At 70.1% G+C, this 16384-nt stretch carries 15 protein-coding genes; 5 read left to right on the plus strand and 10 right to left on the minus strand.

Going from position 1 to position 16384, the window contains the following annotated elements; all coding sequences use genetic code 11:
- Positions 1-4: 4 nt before the first annotated feature.
- The 5 genes from BUR99_RS10480 to BUR99_RS10500 all read right to left on the minus strand — a co-directional run bounded on the left by BUR99_RS10480 (position 5) and on the right by BUR99_RS10500 (position 4155).
- Complete coding sequence (locus tag BUR99_RS10480) at positions 5-1192, minus strand: DUF998 domain-containing protein (protein ID WP_074260360.1); 1188 nt, start codon at positions 1190-1192, stop codon at positions 5-7.
- A 119-nt stretch (positions 1193-1311) separates the two neighbouring features.
- Positions 1312-1803: a DUF2017 family protein gene (locus BUR99_RS10485; protein ID WP_074260361.1), complete on the minus strand. Its 492-nt coding sequence runs from the start codon at positions 1801-1803 to the stop codon at positions 1312-1314.
- Positions 1800-2090: an ATP-dependent Clp protease adapter ClpS gene (clpS, locus tag BUR99_RS10490; protein WP_074260362.1), complete on the minus strand. Its 291-nt coding sequence runs from the start codon at positions 2088-2090 to the stop codon at positions 1800-1802. The genes BUR99_RS10485 and clpS overlap by 4 nt, the downstream gene beginning before the upstream one ends.
- Positions 2087-3037, minus strand: coding sequence for a DUF817 domain-containing protein (locus BUR99_RS10495; protein WP_074260363.1), 951 nt, complete (start codon positions 3035-3037; stop codon positions 2087-2089). The genes clpS and BUR99_RS10495 overlap by 4 nt, the downstream gene beginning before the upstream one ends.
- Positions 3034-4155, minus strand: a complete 1122-nt coding sequence (locus BUR99_RS10500; protein ID WP_074260364.1) for a class I SAM-dependent methyltransferase — start codon at positions 4153-4155, stop codon at positions 3034-3036. The genes BUR99_RS10495 and BUR99_RS10500 overlap by 4 nt, the downstream gene beginning before the upstream one ends.
- Positions 4156-4258: 103 nt before the next feature.
- Between BUR99_RS10500 and BUR99_RS10505 the strand changes: the two genes are divergently transcribed.
- Both BUR99_RS10505 and BUR99_RS10510 read left to right on the plus strand, forming a co-directional pair.
- A complete protein-coding gene (locus tag BUR99_RS10505; RefSeq protein ID WP_074260365.1) occupies positions 4259-7006 on the plus strand; it encodes a cation-translocating P-type ATPase in 2748 nt (915 codons plus the stop codon).
- A 55-nt stretch (positions 7007-7061) separates the two neighbouring features.
- The gene (locus tag BUR99_RS10510; RefSeq protein ID WP_234980820.1) at positions 7062-7790 is read left to right on the plus strand and encodes a hypothetical protein; all 729 of its coding nucleotides are present in this window, start codon (positions 7062-7064) and stop codon (positions 7788-7790) included.
- 37 nt (positions 7791-7827) lie between these two features.
- On the opposite strand, the gene BUR99_RS10515 is transcribed toward BUR99_RS10510, so the two are convergent.
- The 4 genes from BUR99_RS10515 to dnaK form a co-directional block, all read right to left on the minus strand.
- Entirely contained in the window at positions 7828-8244 is a 417-nt protein-coding gene (locus tag BUR99_RS10515) for a heat shock protein transcriptional repressor HspR (protein ID WP_074260969.1), read from the minus strand.
- 9 nt (positions 8245-8253) lie between these two features.
- Positions 8254-9249: a DnaJ C-terminal domain-containing protein gene (locus tag BUR99_RS10520; RefSeq protein WP_074260366.1), complete on the minus strand. Its 996-nt coding sequence runs from the start codon at positions 9247-9249 to the stop codon at positions 8254-8256.
- A 111-nt stretch (positions 9250-9360) separates the two neighbouring features.
- Entirely contained in the window at positions 9361-9948 is a 588-nt protein-coding gene (locus tag BUR99_RS10525; protein WP_074260367.1) for a nucleotide exchange factor GrpE, read from the minus strand.
- Positions 9949-9950: 2 nt separating this feature from the next.
- Positions 9951-11816 carry a molecular chaperone DnaK gene (dnaK, locus tag BUR99_RS10530; protein ID WP_074260368.1) on the minus strand — a complete coding sequence of 622 codons (1866 nt, stop codon included), beginning with the start codon at positions 11814-11816 and terminating at the stop codon, positions 9951-9953.
- 312 nt (positions 11817-12128) lie between these two features.
- On the opposite strand from dnaK, the gene BUR99_RS10535 reads away from it, so the two are divergent.
- The 3 genes from BUR99_RS10535 to BUR99_RS10545 are packed head-to-tail and all read left to right on the plus strand — an operon-like array spanning position 12129 to position 14738.
- On the plus strand, positions 12129-13655 hold the full coding sequence (locus BUR99_RS10535) for a M1 family metallopeptidase (protein ID WP_234980821.1): 1527 nt from the start codon (positions 12129-12131) through the stop codon (positions 13653-13655).
- A 59-nt stretch (positions 13656-13714) separates the two neighbouring features.
- Positions 13715-14161, plus strand: a complete 447-nt coding sequence (locus BUR99_RS10540; RefSeq protein ID WP_074260370.1) for a DUF3995 domain-containing protein — start codon at positions 13715-13717, stop codon at positions 14159-14161.
- A 19-nt stretch (positions 14162-14180) separates the two neighbouring features.
- On the plus strand, positions 14181-14738 hold the full coding sequence (locus BUR99_RS10545) for a hypothetical protein (protein WP_074260371.1): 558 nt from the start codon (positions 14181-14183) through the stop codon (positions 14736-14738).
- Positions 14739-14764: 26 nt separating this feature from the next.
- On the opposite strand, the gene BUR99_RS10550 is transcribed toward BUR99_RS10545, so the two are convergent.
- Positions 14765-16348 carry an MFS transporter gene (locus BUR99_RS10550; RefSeq protein ID WP_074260372.1) on the minus strand — a complete coding sequence of 528 codons (1584 nt, stop codon included), beginning with the start codon at positions 16346-16348 and terminating at the stop codon, positions 14765-14767.
- Between the last annotated feature and the right edge of the window lie 36 nt (positions 16349-16384).

Raw genomic sequence — 16384 nt, forward strand, 5'->3', positions numbered from 1 at the left:
CCGTCTACTGCTGCGGCGACGCCACCCGGGCGGCCTGCGGGACCGGCGTCGCCGCGACATCCGTCGTCGACTGCCCGTGCATCGCGCCGGTGTTGCGGAGGAAGACGATGATCCAGCTGAAGATCAGCACGGCTGCGACGAGCTCGACCGCGGTGAGGTTGTAGTACCCGGTCGCGAAGAACACGGCGAGCAGCACGATCACGCCGACGTAGACGTACCCGAGCAGGATGAACACCTTCGGCATCGACGGGATGAACCAGCGCAGCCCGATCACGAGCACGGCGTAGGCGACGGCCATGCCCGTCGCGACCGTGTTGTGCAGGCCGAAGAACTGGTCGACCGGGAAGATGCCGACGCAGGCGAGGAAGATGCCGATGAGGATCATGCCGACGCGCACGATGGTGCGACCGCGCAGCTCGGCGCGCGTCGTCGTCGGCACCGCAGCCGTCGCATAGCGCGCGATGGTCGTGACGATCACGCCGGCGATGATGAGGGTCAGGTTGAAGGCGAGCGCCGAGATGTCGTTCGTCATGCCGAGCGCGCTCAGGTTCATCTGCCACCAGAGCGGATCGCTCGAGCTCAGCATGCTCGCGAGGGCGCCCACCACGAGGAAGAGGGCGAGCACGAACGAGAGCAGCATCGGCGTCAGGTGCGCCGCGGAGAGGAACACCGCGTAGGCGGTGACGGCCATGCCCACGCCCGCGAGCACGGCGCCGGGGATCGTGAAGACGACCGCGCCCTGGAAGCTCTGCTCGAGCAGGTCGGCGAGCCCGATCCAGCCGAGCAGCGCGATGAAGGCGTGGGCCAGTGCGATGGCGGTGAGGTCGAACCAGTGGATGCGCGCACCCGGCGCGTCGAGGCCCGGCAGCACGGCATCGGCGAAGCCCGCGGCGCTGCGCGTGCGCAGCGAGAGACGGCCGAGCAGGAAGGCGATGAGGGTGGCGATCGCCGAGCCGAATGCGACGAACTCGCCGAGCGAGCCCTTGCCGGCGATCGGCAGGTCCTTGCCCATGAACACGAACCAGGCGACGAGGCCACCGACGACGAAGACCGCTGCCCCGATGAGCAGGGCGATCGACTCGAGCGACTCGGCGTTCGCCGCCGGATGCCGCAGCACGCGCCCGATCGACGTCGGGGCGGGTGCGACGGGCGACGCCGAAGGGAAGTCGATGGTCGTGGTGTTGCGGCTCACTGGCGCTCCTCGAGATGTGCACCGCGCGCGGGGCCGGCTGTGCCGGCGGCGACGGGGTGTTCCGGCATCAGCATGCCAGATGCCACCCGTGCCCCAGGAGCGACCCGCCCCTGCGACGCTCAGCCCTTGATCGGGTCGAGCACCTCGAGCATCGAGCCCTGCACGAACCCGGCCCATTCGTAGGCGGCGCGCAGGTAGTCGTCGCGCGTCTCGTCGGCATCGGCCTCGTCTTCGTCGACGATGCCGACCCGCTCGGCGAGGATGAGCCGCAGGTCGGTGAGGAAGGTCAGCCAGCCCCACGCCTCGGACTGGTCGAGCTCGATCTGCACGACGCCGCCGTGATCCTCGACCGCGGTGGCATCGCGCACCCGCTGGGCGGCCTGGCGCTTGCCGTCGACGAGGCTGTCGCGCGTGTAGCGGGTGTAGTCGTGCGCGGCATCGTGGTCGTCGGGGTACGCGTTCGGCAGCAGCCTGCCGAGGGCTGGGTCGTCGGCCTCGCCGAGCAGGAGCACCGAGTCGACCTGGTCGGCGAGCTCCGAGAGCAGCATCGCCTCTTCGGTCTCGAGCACGATGCGCACGCCCTCGCCGCCGCCCAGCCCTGCGACGATCACGGCTCGACCCGCTCGACGGTGGCCTGCAGCCCGTAGCCGTGCATCGCCTGCGCATGCCGCTCCATGGCTTCGCGGTTGCCGGTGGCCACGGCGGCGCGCCCCTCGGTGTGCACGAGCAGCATGAGCCGCTCGGCCTCCGCACGCGCGAAGCCGAAGTAGCTGCGGAAGACGTAGCTCACGTAGGTCATGAGGTTCACGGGGTCGTCCCACACGACCGTGCGCCAGGGCAGCTCGACCGAGGCGCGCACGGCGCCTTCGGTGTCGAGATGCTCGAGCGTCGAGGTCATGCTCCAAGCCTGACACGATGTGCGCCCGCCCGCACCCCGTCGGCGTCGGCGGATGCCGGCGGACGCGGCGGGTACACGAGCGTCACCAGCACGACCGAGATGATCATCAGCAGGAACCACGACACGAGCTTCGACGGCGACACGAGGTGCCAGCCGTCGAGCTGGTCGGGGTAGAGCCAGGCGCCCGCCCACGTGCCGATGTTCTCGGCGAACCAGATGAACAGGGCGACGAGCAGGAAGCTCGCGAGCACCGGCATGCGCGGGGTGCGCCGCCAGACGCGGAAGTGCATCACCGTCGGCCACCACACCACGACGACCGCCGCGACCAGCACCCAGCGCAGGTCGACGACGAAGTGGTGCGTGAAGAAGTTCGCATAGATCGCCACGGCGACGACGACCGTGATCCAGCGCCGCGGGTACCGGGTGAACCCGAGGTCGAAGAGCCGGTACACCCGCACCATGTACGAGCCGACGGCCGCGTACATGAAGCCCGTGAAGAGCGGCACCCCGGCGATGCGCAGCACCCCGTCGCCGTCGTACGACCACGAGCCGACGTCGGTCTTGAAGATCTCCATCACGGTTCCCGTGATGTGGAACAGCACGATGACCCAGAGCTCGCGCCCCGACTCGAGACGCGTCGCGACCATCACGACCTGGATCACCACCGCGGCGATGGTGAGCGCGTCGTTGCGCGCGAGCACCGCGTCGTCGGGGTACCAGAGCCGCGCTGCGACGATCACGGCGAGCAGGGCCGCGCCGAACACGCAGGCCCAGGCCTGCTTCGCGCCGAACACGAGGAACTCGATGAGCCCGGCACGGATGCCGCGCTCCGACGCTCCCGCGAGCAGGCGATGCGCGCCGCGGTCGAGGGCCCGTTCGACCGGGGTGAGCTGCCGCTCGTGCCGGCTCGTGACGCCCTGCGCGGGGCCCGCTCCCCCGTCGGTCACGCCGCCCGCCGTGAGGCCGTGACCGTGAACTTCGGGTTCCGGGCGATCTGCCGGGTGCGCCCGACGACCCGCTCGAGGAGCGGCCGGTACCCGAGGTGCGAGTTCCACACGCACCAGAGCTCGCCTCCCGGGGCGAGCACGCGCGCGGCATCGGCGAAGAGGTGGGCGGCGATGCCGGTCGAGAGCGCCGCGTCGCTGTGGAACGGCGGGTTCAGCACGATGAGGCGCTCGCTCGCGTCGGCGAGCTCTTCGAGGCCGTCGGCCCTGGTGACGTGCACGCGGTCGGCGACCCCGTTGGCCTCGGCCGTCAGCCGAGCGGATGCCGCGGCCGACGCCGAACGATCGGTCGCCGTCACCCGCAGCCCGGGTCGCGTTCGCGCGAGCCACGACGCCACGACGCCCGTGCCGCACGCGAGATCGACGGCGGCCGCGGCATCCGGAACCGCGTCGCCGAGCTGATCGAGCAGGAACCGGGTGCCGATGTCGACCCCGGTGCCGGCGAAGACGCCGCCGTGCGCGACGACGGTGAGGCCGAGATCGTCATGACGGGTGCTGCGCGGCCATCCGGGTTCCGTCGAGGGACGGGGCTCGCGCGCGAGGAGCACGCGCGACTTCTGCCGGGCGCGGCTCACGTCGAGTCGCCCGAAGCCGCCTCCGAGCACGTCGTTCATCGCGAGCGACATGTGCTTGATCCTGCCGCCCGCGACGACGACGACCTCGGGGTGCGCGTGCGCGGCGACGAGCTGCGACACCTCGTCGAGCCGGTCGAGCGATCGCGGCAGGCGCATGAGCACGAGCCGCGCGTCAGCGACGAGCTCCGGCCCGAGCGGCACGGTTCGCACCTCGCCTTCGAGGCCCAGCCGTGCCGCGTTCTCGGCGAGCGCGCGCTCCCCCGTCACCAGGTCCTGATGCACGCGGACGGACCGTGCGCCGGCATCCGCCGCGGCGAGCGCGAGCGCGCCGTAGGAGTCGTCGACGACGACGATCTCCCCGGCCCCCGCCTCTCGGATGAGCGTCGTCGCCTCGTCGAGGATCAGCCGATCCGCGGCATCCGATGCCTCGAGCCCCGGGCCCTCGACATCGGGGTGGCGCCGCAGGGAGCCGAGGTCGAAGGGCATGCCCCAAGCGTACGACGCGTCAAACCGATGGCGGCGCCCTCTCCCGCTCGCGGCATCCGCCGGACTAGCCTGTCGATTGTCGACACGACTTCCGGGGGTTTGCATGACCATCGAGACTCAGAACAGCGCACCACAGGAGCACGTCGTCGAATGGTGGGCGCTCGCCCCCGACGACGTGATCGTGCAGGCGAAGACGGAATCGTCACGTGGGCTCACCTCGGCAGAGGCCGAGAAGCGCCTCGCCGAGGCCGGGCCCAACGCCCTGCAGAGCGCGCCACCGCCGAGCGTCTGGCGCATCGCGCTCAGCCAGGTGCTCGAGCTCATGACGCTGATGCTCATCGCGGTGACGATCGTGTCGCTCCTCATCGGGCAGGTCACGACGGCGATCATCGTGGCGATCCTGGTGCTCTTCAACGTCATCACGGGCACCCAGCAGGAGGTGAAGGCCCGCCGCAGCGTCGACGCGCTCGCGAAGCTGCAGACGCCGAAGGCGCGGGTCATCCGCGATGGCGTCCTGCTCCAGATCGACGCGACGGGGCTCGTGCCCGGCGACATCGTCGAACTGGAATCCGGCGATCTCGTGCCGGCCGACGGCCGCATCCTCCGATCGGCGAACCTCGAGACGCAGGAGTCCTCGCTCACCGGCGAGTCCCTGCCGATCCCGAAGGGCCCGGCCGAGAACACCACGGGCACCGCGCTCGCCGACCGCACATCGATGGTGTTCCAGAACACCTCCGTCACCCGCGGCACGGCGCGCATCGTCGTCGTCGAGACCGGCATGCGCACCCAGATGGGTCGCATCGCCTCCTTGCTCACGCAGGTCGGCGACAAGAAGTCCCCCCTCCAGCTCGAGCTCGACGGGCTCACGAAGGTGCTCGGCATCATCGCCTGGAGCGCGGTGCTCGTCATCGTCATCATCGGCTTCGTGCGCGGCCAGAGCCTCGACGAGCTGCTCTTCCTCGCCACCGCCGTCGCGATCTCCGCGATCCCGACCGGCCTGCCGGTGTTCGTGCAGAGCCTGCTCGCCTGGGGCGCCTCGAAGCTCGCGAAGGAACGCGCGATCGTCACGTCGCTGAACGACGTCGAGACGCTCGGCGCGACCAGTGCGATCTGCTCCGACAAGACCGGCACGCTGACGCTCAACATGATGACGGTGCGCACGGCCTGGTTCGGCAGCAACACCTACCGCGTCACGGGCGAGGGTTACTCGTTCGAGGGCCAGGTGCTCGGCACCTCCGACGAGCCGCTCGACGCCCCGACGCTCGGACTCGCGATCGGGCTGCCGAACGATGCGACGGTGTCGTCCGACGGCGCCGTGGTGGGCGACCCCACCGAGGCCGCACTCGTGGTGCTCGCCGCGAGGCTCGGCATCGATGCCGACCAGGCGCGCAAGGACTATCCGCGTCTCGCCGAAGTCCCGTTCGACTCGGACTACAAGTTCATGGCCACCCTGCAGCGCATCCCCTTCCGCGGCGAGCAGCGACTCGTGCTCATCGTGAAGGGCGCCCCCGACGTGGTGCTCGGCCGCTGCACGACGATGCTCGACGAGAAGCGCGAGGTCGTGCCCGTGGCGTCCGACTCGGCGACCACGGAGCTCGAGCGCATGTCGGCCACCGGGCTCCGCACGCTCGCGATCGCAGCCCGGTTCCTCGACGACGCCGACGAGGGCCGCATCGCGGCCGACCCGATGACCTGGGTCTCCGAGTTGGTGCTCATCGGCATCGTCGGCATCGTCGACCCGCTGCGCACCGAGGCGAAGGACGCCGTCGCCGTGGCGCACAACGCCGGCATCGACGTGCGCATGATCACGGGCGACCACGCCGTGACCGCCGGGGCGATCGGCGCCGAGCTCGGACTCGGCACCGGGGCCGTGAGCGGCGCCGACCTCAAGGAGATGAGCGACGAGGAACTCGCGCGTCGCCTGCCCGACCTGCACGTGTTCGGCCGGGTCACGCCCGACGACAAGCTGCGGCTGGTCCGCCTCCTTCAGGCCGACGGCGCCATCGTCGCGATGACCGGCGACGCCGTGAACGACGCTGCGGCGATCAAGCAGGCCAACATCGGCGTCGCGATGGGCTCGGGATCCGAGGTGACGAAGCAGGCCGCGAAGCTCGTGCTCACCGACGACAACTTCGCGACCCTGGTGCACGCCGTCGAGATCGGCCGCATCGTCTACTCGAAGATCACCGCGTACCTGCGCTTCCAGATGACGCAGTTGCTCAGCCTGATCATGCTGTTCCTCGCCGCGAGTGCGTTCTCGATCGCCGAGGGCGTCGCACTGTTCCCAGCCCAGGTGCTGTTCATCAACTTCTTCGTGGCCCTGTTCGCGGTGTTCGCGATCGCCGCCGACGCGAACCCGCCCGGCATCATGAACCACCCCCCGCGCGACCCGAAGGTCGGCGTCGTCAATCCCGTCTCGCTCGTGGAGTGGCTCGTCTACGGCGCGGTCATCTTCCTCATCGCGCTGGTGCCGCTCGTCTGGGGGCCTGATGTGCCGAGCCCGTCCGAGCCGACCGCGTCGATGACGATGGCCTATGTCGTGCTCGGCTTCGCCACCGTGCTGAGCGCCCTGCTCATGCGTCGCACCCCCGAGTCGGGCCTGCTGGCGCCCATCGCGGCTGTGGCGAAGATCCTGGTCTGGCCGGTCCTGCTCATCATCGCGTCGACCGAGATCGGCGTGCTCCAGCGGATGCTCGGCACGGTGTCGCTGACGGGCTGGCAGTGGCTGGAGTGCATCGGGCTGACCCTGATCCTCCTGGTCGTCGTCGAAGGCGACAAGTGGTTCCGCCGGCGTCGGCTCGCGAGCCGTCAGGCCGACGTGGGTGTGGCCGCGACCACCGGCATCCGCTGAGCCCCGTTCTCGGCTGGGTGCGGCTCTCGGCGGGGTTTGCTACCCTCGGTGCCGCATGCAGGACGCACGAGCCGGGGGACGACGGGCGGCGCGACGGAAGGTCGCGACGCCCGTGACGCGTCCCCGGGCCGGAGTGCGCTCGCAAGCGCACCGACCTCGGCGATCGCTCGCGGCGGCCGCCGTGCTCTCGGTCATCGGCCTCCTCGCCGGGTTCGCCATCGCGCCGCTGCCCCAACCCGGCGACGCGCTCCCCTACGCCGCTGCAGACACCCCGCACCGCGGCGACGTGCAGTCGCTCGACGTCGCGTCGGACGTCGCCGCCCCGGCGGTCTCGCACGAGTCCTACGTCGCGACGACCGGCGCGCAGACGCTGGTCGCCGGCGGCACCAACGTCGACTGGTCCAAGCTCGTGCTCGTCGAGGGCGGCTGGCCACTGACCGAGGAGAACGTCACCTTCATGATGCGCTGGATGCGTCAGGAGAACGGCGCCGACAACTGGTGGAACCGCAACAACCCGCTGAACAACGGCCAGGGTTCCGGCGGTGGATCCGGTCTCGGCAGCTACGCGACCCTCGTCGAGGCCGCGTACTACGCCGCCGAGAACCTGCAGTCGGGGCGCTACCCCGAGGTCGATGCGGCGCTCGCCCGCGGCGACTCGGCCGATGCCACCGCGCAGGCGATCTGGGCGTCGGCGTGGGCGTCGAGCCATTACGGCTACGGCACCCACTGGAGTTCGCGCCCCTACGAGGTCATCGAGGCGCCCGCCTCGGCCTGGGGTCGCTGAACCCGGCCACTCGCGCTCCAGGGGTCGCTGAACCCGGCTACTCGCGCTCGAGGGGTCGCCACACGACGACCGCGTTCTCGCGTCGCACGCGGGTGCCCGCCTTCAGCGAGATGACCTCGCCGGCTGCCCCGGCCGCGAAGACGCGCCGGCCCGGCCGGTTCAGCATCTCGTCAGCGAGCGCGCCCTCGAGTTCGCGCACCCGGGCGCGCAGCGTCGCCACCTCGTCTTCGAGGCCGAGCACCCGGCGGATTCCTTCGAGGCTCACGCCCTCGCTCGAGAGCTGCGCGATCTCGCGCAACTGCACGACATCGTGCATCGAGTAGCGACGCGACTTGCCCGCGGTGCGGGTCGGTGAGACGAGCCCGAGCCGGTCGTACTGGCGCAGCGTCTGCGGGTGCATGCCCGCGAGCTCGGCGGCGACGGAGATGACGAAGAGCGGGCTCCTCTCGTTCATCTCCACCGCCTAGCCCTTCGCCTTCGCGAGCAGGTCGTCGCGTGGGTTCTCGTCGGGCAGCAGCGCGGCGAACTCCTCGAGCTTCGCCTCGGCCTCCTTGGAGAGGTGCGAGGGAACGGCGACCTGCACGACTGCGAGCAGGTCTCCGGTGCCCTTCTGCGTCTTCACGCCACGGCCCTTCACGCGCAGCACCCGGCCGCTCGGCGTGCCGGGCGCGACCCGCACCTTGACGGGGTCGCCGCCCAGGGTCGGCACCTGGATGGTCGCGCCGAGCGCGGCCTCGGTGAACGTGACGGGCACGGTGACCCGGAGGTTCAGGCCGTCGCGCTCGAAGACCGGGTGCTTGCGCACGGTCACGGTCAGCACGATGTCGCCGGGTTCGCCGCCGTCGGGCGAGGGCTGGCCCTTGCCGCGCAGGCGGATCTTCTGCCCGTCGGCGACGCCCGCCGGAATGCGCACCGTGATCGGCTTGCCCTCAGCGCTCTGCAGGGTGATCTGGTCGCCCTGGGTGGCGGTGATGAAGTCGAGCGTCGTCGACGCCGTGACATCCCGGCCCTTGGTGGGGCCGCCGGTGCCGCGGTAGCCGCCCGTCGGCTGGCCGAAGCGGCCGCCGCCGAAGAGCCCGCCGAGCAGGTCGTCGTAGTCGCCGCCCTGCTGGAACGTGTATGACTGGCCGCGGCCCCCGCCGCCCTGGCCGAACATGCCGCCGAAGACGTCTTCGAAGCCGCCGGCGCCGCCGGCACTGCCGGGCGCCGTGAACCGGGCGCCGGAGCCCATGGCCCGCACCGCGTCGTACTCCTTGCGCTGCTCGGCATCGGCGAGCACCGAGTGCGCCTCGCTGATCTCCTTGAACTTCGCCTCGGCGGCAGCGTCACCGGGGTTGGAGTCGGGGTGGTACTTGCGCGCGAGCTTGCGGTACGTCTTCTTGAGTTCCGCGTCGCTCACGTCTTTGGAGACGCCGAGCACCTTGTAGAAGTCCTTGTCGAACCAATCCTGACTGGCCACCGGCACCTCCTCTCTCGTATCTGTCTGAAGTCTGTCTTGAGTCTGTCTGAAAACCGTGTCGGCCGGCCGGCGACATCCGCGAACGGATGCCGCGGGCCGGCCGAGTCGGGTCTACTGCGGGGTCTTCACGACGACCTTCGCTGCGCGGAGCAGCGTGCCGCCGAGGGTGTACCCGGTCTCGACGACGTCGGCGATCGTGTCGATCTCGACGTCGGCCGACGGCTGCTGGAAGATCGCCTCGTGCCGCTGCGGGTCGAACGGCTCGCCGACCGCGCCGAACGCGGTGAGTCCGAGCTTCTCGACCGAGCCGCGCAGCTTCGCCGCGATGGTCGCGAACGGGGCGTCGCCCTCGAGGTCGCCGTGCTTCTCGGCACGGTCGAGGTCGTCGAGCACGGGCAGCAGCACGGCCACGGCCGCGCCGACGGCGCGCTCCCGCTCGAGTTCGCGGTTGGCCTCGGTGCGCTTGCGGTAGTTGGCGTACTCCGCGGTGATGCGCTTGAGGTCGGCGAGGTGCTCGTCGCTCGGATCCTGCACCTCGGCGTTCGCCGCGTTCAGGATGTCGTCGACCGTGAGCACCTCGTCGTCGTCGACCTCGAGGCCCTCCCCCTCGGGGGCGACGGATGCCGCGGCATCCGTCGCCTCGTCGGTGGAACCGGCGTCGGGTTCGGGGACTTCGGGAGTCTCCTTCTCGTCTGCCATGGCTACTTCTTTTCTTCCTCGTCGTCGATGACCTCGGCGTCGACCACGTCCTCGTCGGACGCGGCCTCTTCACCGGTGGCCGTCGCGTCTTCGCCGGCCGGGGCGCTCTGGGCGGCCTGGTCCTGCGCGTAGATGGCCTCGCCGAGCTTGCCCTGCGATGCGTTGAGCTTCTCGAAGGCCGACTTCACGGCCTCGTCGTCGTCGCCGGCGAGCGCGGTCTTCAGCGCGTCGACGTCGCCCTGCACCTCGGACTTGACGTCAGCGGGGAGCTTGTCGTCGTTGTCCTTGATGAGCTTCTCGATCGAGTAGACGAGCTGCTCGGCCTGGTTGCGGGTCTCAGCCGACTCGCGACGCGCCTTGTCTTCGGCGGCGTGCTCCTCGGCCTCGCGCACCATGCGCTCGATGTCGTCCTTCGGGAGGCTCGAGCCGCCCGAGATCGTCATGCGCTGCTCCTTGCCGGTGCCCTTGTCCTTCGCGGACACGTGCACGATGCCGTTGGCGTCGATGTCGAACGTGACCTCGATCTGCGGGATGCCCCGCGGCGCCGGCGCGATGCCGGTGAGCTCGAAGGTGCCGAGCGGCTTGTTGTCGCGGGTGAACTCGCGCTCGCCCTGGAAGACCTGGATCGCGACCGACGGCTGGTTGTCGTCGGCGGTCGTGAAGGTCTCGCTGCGCTTGGTCGGGATGGCCGTGTTGCGCTCGATGAGCTTCGTCATGATGCCGCCCTTGGTCTCGATGCCGAGGCTGAGGGGGGTGACGTCGATGAGGAGCACATCCTTGCGCTCGCCCTTGAGGACGCCCGCCTGGAGGGCGGCGCCGACGGCGACGACCTCATCGGGGTTGACGCCCTTGTTGGGCTCCTGGCCGGTCTCCTTCTTCACGAGCTCGCTGACCGCGGGCATGCGCGTCGATCCACCGACGAGCACGACGTGCGCGATGTCGGAGAGCTTGACGCCGGCCTCGCGGATGACGTCTTCGAACGGCTTCTTGGTGCGGTCGAGCAGGTCGCTCGTCATGTTCTCGAACTCGGCGCGGGTGAGCGTCTCGTCGAGGTTCGCGGGGCCGTTCTCGGTGAGCGAGAGGTAAGGCAGCTGGATGGACGCCTTCAGGTTCGAGGACAGTTCCTTCTTGGCCTGCTCAGCGGCCTCCTTCAGGCGCTGCTTCGCGATCTTGTCGTTCGAGACGTCGACACCGGTCGACTCCTTGAACTTCTTGATGAGCCAGTCGACGATGCGCTGGTCCCAGTCGTCGCCGCCGAGGCGGTTGTCGCCGGCCGTGGCGCGCACCTGGATGGTCGAGAAGTCGTCGTCCTTGCCCACCTCGAGGAGGGACACGTCGAACGTGCCGCCACCGAGGTCGAAGACCAGGATGAGCTCGTCTTCCTTGCCCTTGTCGAGGCCGTACGCGAGTGCGGCGGCGGTGGGCTCGTTGATGATGCGGAGCACGTTGAGGCCCGCGATCTCGCCGGCCTCCTTCGTGGCCTGGCGCTCGGCGTCGTTGAAGTACGCCGGCACGGTGATGACGGCGTCGGTGACGGTGTCGCCGAGGTACTGCTCCGCGTCTCGCTTCAGCTTCTGCAGGATGCGCGCCGAGATCTCCTGCGGCGTGTACTTCTTGCCGTCGATCTCGTCGGTCTTCCAGTCGGTGCCGACGTGGCGCTTGACCGACGCGATGGTGCGGTCGACGTTGGTGACGGCCTGGCGCTTCGCGGTCTCGCCGACGAGCACCTCGCCGTCTTTCGTGAATGCGACGACCGACGGAGTGGTGCGCAGACCCTCCGCGTTCGCGATGACCGTGGGCTCGCCGCCCTCGAGGACCGCGACGACCGAGTTGGTGGTGCCGAGGTCGATTCCTACTGCACGTGACATGTGTTTCTCCTTCTCCCCGCCCGCCTGCCCGGGCCGCGCGGGAGCACCGCACGACTCATCGAGCAACGAGCCGGATACCGGTCCGACCCTTGCTGGCCCGCAACCGAAGTACCTGAGGCAAGACTTGAGCCTTGCCGACTCAAGCTTCTCAACACCCCGTGAACGTGTCAAGTCGAGGCGGTGAAACTTGAGTGTACTTGACTCAACTCACAGCGGGTGTCCAGTATTCCCCTGTTGGGGCTACCGGCGGCGACCGCTGATCCCTAGAGTTTCGCGCAGTGCGCCACGTGGAGACGACGAGGGGAAGCGACCGTGAACCGGAGACGAATGCAACTGGTGGGCGGCCTGACGGTCGCACTCGCGGTGATCGGAGGCCTCGGTGCGACCGGAGCGGTCGCCGCCCCCGGATCACCGGGCGGCCCGCGCTATACGGCGGGCGCGCAGGGTGCGGGCGACGCGTACTTCCCGAACGCCGGCAACGGCGGGTACGACGTGCAGCACTACGACCTCGGCGTCACCTACACGCCGCCCGCGGCCGCGCCTGCGCCGCTCATCGGGCAGTTCGAGGGCATCGCCACGATCGACCTCGTCGCCACGCAGGACCTCGACCGGTTCAACCTCGACCTCCGCGGCATGACGGTCGGCTCGGTGACGGTGAACGGCAAGCCCGCGACATCCGTCGCGCCTCCGGCGCCCGGGGCCGTGGTCGACGGCGCCGCGTACTGGCACGTGCAGAACGACGCCGAGCGCGTCTGGGAGCTCACCGTGCAGCCCCGCCCGAAGCTCAAGGCCGGCCAGACCGCCCGGGTGGTCGTCGAGTACGGGGGCCCGACGACGCGACCGCTCGACATCGAGGACGCGCTCTACGGGTGGGTGACCACGCGCGACGGCGCCATGGTGGCCAGCGAGCCGGAGGGCTCGATGACCTGGTACCCCGTCAGCGACCACCAGACCGACAAGGCGAGCTACAGCTTCGCGATCACCGTGCCGGAGGGCAAGTCCGCCGTGGCGAACGGCATGCAGCCCCGGCCCGAGGTCACGGCCGACGGCTGGACCACCTGGTACTGGGACGCCCCCGACCAGCAGGCCAGTTACCTGACGACGGCATCGGTGGGCGACTTCGACGTGCGGGACACCTATTTCTCGGCGAGCGGCGTGCCGATCATCGACGCGGTCGACACGAAGCTCTCGCCCGCGCGACTCGCGACCACGAACGCGAGCCTCGCGCGACAGGCCGCGATGATCGACTTCTTCGAGAGCCGGTTCGGCCCGTACCCGTTCACCTCGTTCGGGGCGATCGTCGACAACGACACGGTCGGGTACGCCCTCGAGACGCAGACCCGCCCGGTGTACTCGAGCCAGGCCGGCCAGGGCACGGTCGCGCACGAGCTCGCGCACCAGTGGTTCGGCGACGCGGTGAGCCCCGAACGCTGGCAGGACATCTGGCTCAACGAGGGCTGGGCCACCTACGCGACCCGCATGTGGACCGAGGAGAACGGCGGGACCACTGCGCAGCAGGCCTACGACAACTGGTACAACCAGACTCGCCCTGCCTCGTACTGGCAGCTCCAGATCGGCGACCCGGGCGCGCTCGGGCTGTTCCAGGGCCCGGTCTACGACCGCGGCGCCGGTACCCTGCACGCGCTCCGCGTCGAGCTCGGTGACGAGGCGTTCTTCGCCGGCACCCGGCTCTGGCTCGAGCGCTACGACGACTCGGCCGCGACGGCCGACGACTTCCAGGCCGTCTTCGAAGAGGTCTCCGGAGCCGACCTCGACGACTTCTTCCAGACCTGGCTGTACGAGCAGGCGAAGCCGCCGGCCACCTGGACCACGCCGTAGGCGGCCGCCACGGGCAACGGGTCCGCGCCTGACGGTCGGGCCCGGATAGTGTGGGGCGCATGCGCGGTGCTTCCGGGGTGGTGCTGGCGTCGAGGGCGGTCGCGGCCGTCGGACTCGTGAGCGTCGGGGTACTGCACGGCATCTGGGCGGGCGGCTCGAGCTGGCCCGCGAAGAGCCGAGCCGAGCTGGCGGACGCGACGGTTGGATCGACCTCCGTCGAACCGGCACCCATCGCGACCGCGGTGGTGGCGGTGATGGCGACGGCGGCCGGCATCGTCGCCGGCGGAGCGCTGGGCGACCGTCCGATCGCGGTGCTCGCCCGGCGCGCCACCGGGTCGGCGTTGCTGACCCGAGGCGCGGCCGGTGGCGTCGTCGCATGCAGGGTGCTCGGCCTGCCGGACCCGAGCGAGCGGTTCCGCAGGTTCGACGCACGCTTCTACCGGCCGCTCTGCCTCGTGCTCGGGGTCGCGGCGCTGGTCGGAGCTCGTCGGAGCCCGTCGGACTGACGGTCGATATGCTCGCGACATGACCCGACGTCCTGCACTCGGAAGCGCCCTGATCGCTGCCGTCTCACTCGCCCTGCTCAGCGGATGCACGGCGACCGACGACCCCGCGCCGTCGCCGACATCGCCCCCGACGGCCTCGTCGGCCCCGAGCGCGTCGCCGGAACCATCGCCGACCCCGAGTGCCGTCCCGGCCGCGACGTGCGACACCGTGCTCGCTGCAGAGGGCTCCCAGAAGCTCTCGGACGACGGCCTCGAGCCGCTCCCCACGCCGAAGGTGTTCGATGCACTCGCGGTTCGGATGGTGGAGGCGGACGGCATCGCCTGCGCGTGGGGCAAGCCGAGCACCGACATCACGCTGACGGTCGTGCAGGTCGGCGTCGCGCCAGGCGATGCAGGCGCCTGGTCGGACGCCCTCGCGGAGACGGGATACGTCCTCAGCGACGACCCGGTGCCCGGCGCGTACACCGGGCCGGTGGAACCGGGCAGCGGCATCAGCCCAGTCGCCGTGCGCGCCGATGGATCGCTCACCTTCGTCAGCGCTCCCACGTTCGCGTCGATGCTGGCGCCCGCGGCGTAGCCGTCGGGCGGGGCCGGGGCCGCGCCTCAGCCGAGCATCGTCCCCTCGGCCGACTCCGAGGGCTTCGGGTCGGGGAGCCGGCGCATCCTGAACGCATTCGCGATGCCGAGGAGACCCGCGAGGATCGGCACGAGCAGGGCGATCTGCAGCGCGATGAACCGCGAGTCGGTGTTGATGCGCAGGATCTCCTCCTGCACCTCGGGTGTCTGGTCGACGAGCAGCGCCTCGAGTCCGGTGTTCGTCATGATCTCGGCGTCCTCTTCGAGCACGGTCGAGACCTGCTGCTGCTCGTCGGCGCTCAGCACCGAGCTCGCCTCGGCACTCGCGGTGAACGTGAAGGCGAGCGTCGCGAGCATGATCGCGCCCGCGAAGGCGAGACCGAACGAGAGACCGAACGAACCGGCCGCCGAGTTCACGCCGGCCGCCTCGCTGACCCGCTCGTCGGAGATCGGCGAGAGCGTGTAGTTGTTCAGCTGCGAGACGAGCAGTCCGAGCCCGCAGCCCGCGATGATGAGCGGAATCGTGAGGTACCAGCCCGAATCGGCGATCGGCACGATCGGCACGAGGATCGTGATGCCGATCACGACGAGGGCGAATCCCCACAGGATGATGCTCGCCGGACGTCGCTTGAGGCCGCGCCCGGCCAGCACCGCGACGACGAACATGCTGAGCGAGAGCGGTGCGATCGAGAGCCCCGCCTGCAACGCGTTGTACTCGAACACCATCTGCAGGTAGATGGGCAGCACGATCATCGTGCCGCCGAGCGCGATCTGCTGCAGCAACTGCCCGCTCGCCCCCGATCGGAACATCTTCGACTCGAAGAGGGTCGGGTCGAGCAGCGTCGGCTTTCCGCGCCGCTTGCGACTGCGCAGCCAGAACACGAGGAGGCCGAGCCCGAGCACGCCGATGCCGATGATCAGGCCGACGTAACCGCCGCCCTCCTGCCAGACGAGGATGCCGGTGACGACGCCGCCCATGCCGACGATCGAGAGCAGGGCGCCCACGAGGTCGATCGATCGCTCACCGTGGTACGGCACGTCCTTCACGAGGCCGATGCCCGCCAGCACGACCGCGATGATCACCGCCTCGAGCGCGAAGCCGACCCGCCAGGAGAGGAACGTCGTGATGAATCCGCCGATGAGCGGTCCGACAGCGGCGGCGATGGCGGCGGATGCCCCGACCAGCGCGTACACCCGCTTCTGGTGCGCGCCCTCGAAGTTGCCGTGGATGAGCGACTGCATCGCGGGCAGCAGCAGCGACGCGCCGATGCCGCCGATGAACGCCCAGAAGATGATGATCGCCGGGAGGTCCTGCGCGAAGACCATCGCGATCGCGCCGATCGCGTAGCCGAGCAGGCCCAGGATGTAGGCGAGCTTGCGACCGATGAGGTCGCCGGTCTTGCCGCCGATGAGGATGAACGCCGCCGAGACGAGCGCCTCGAGGGCGATCGCCCCCTGCACGCCGCTCACCGTGGTGTCGAGATCGTGCACCACCGCCGAGATCGACACGTTCATGAGCGAGGTGTCGACCACCAGCACGAACATGGCCATCGCGAGCAGGAAGGCGAGACGTCCGTTGAACCGCCCCCCGGGGGCCCCATTCGGTTCCATGGCTCACTGAACCACATCCCGCCTCCCAGCGGAAGT

This window comes from Agromyces cerinus subsp. cerinus (assembly GCF_900142065.1).
GTDB classification, from domain to species: Bacteria; Actinomycetota; Actinomycetes; order Actinomycetales; family Microbacteriaceae; genus Agromyces; species Agromyces cerinus.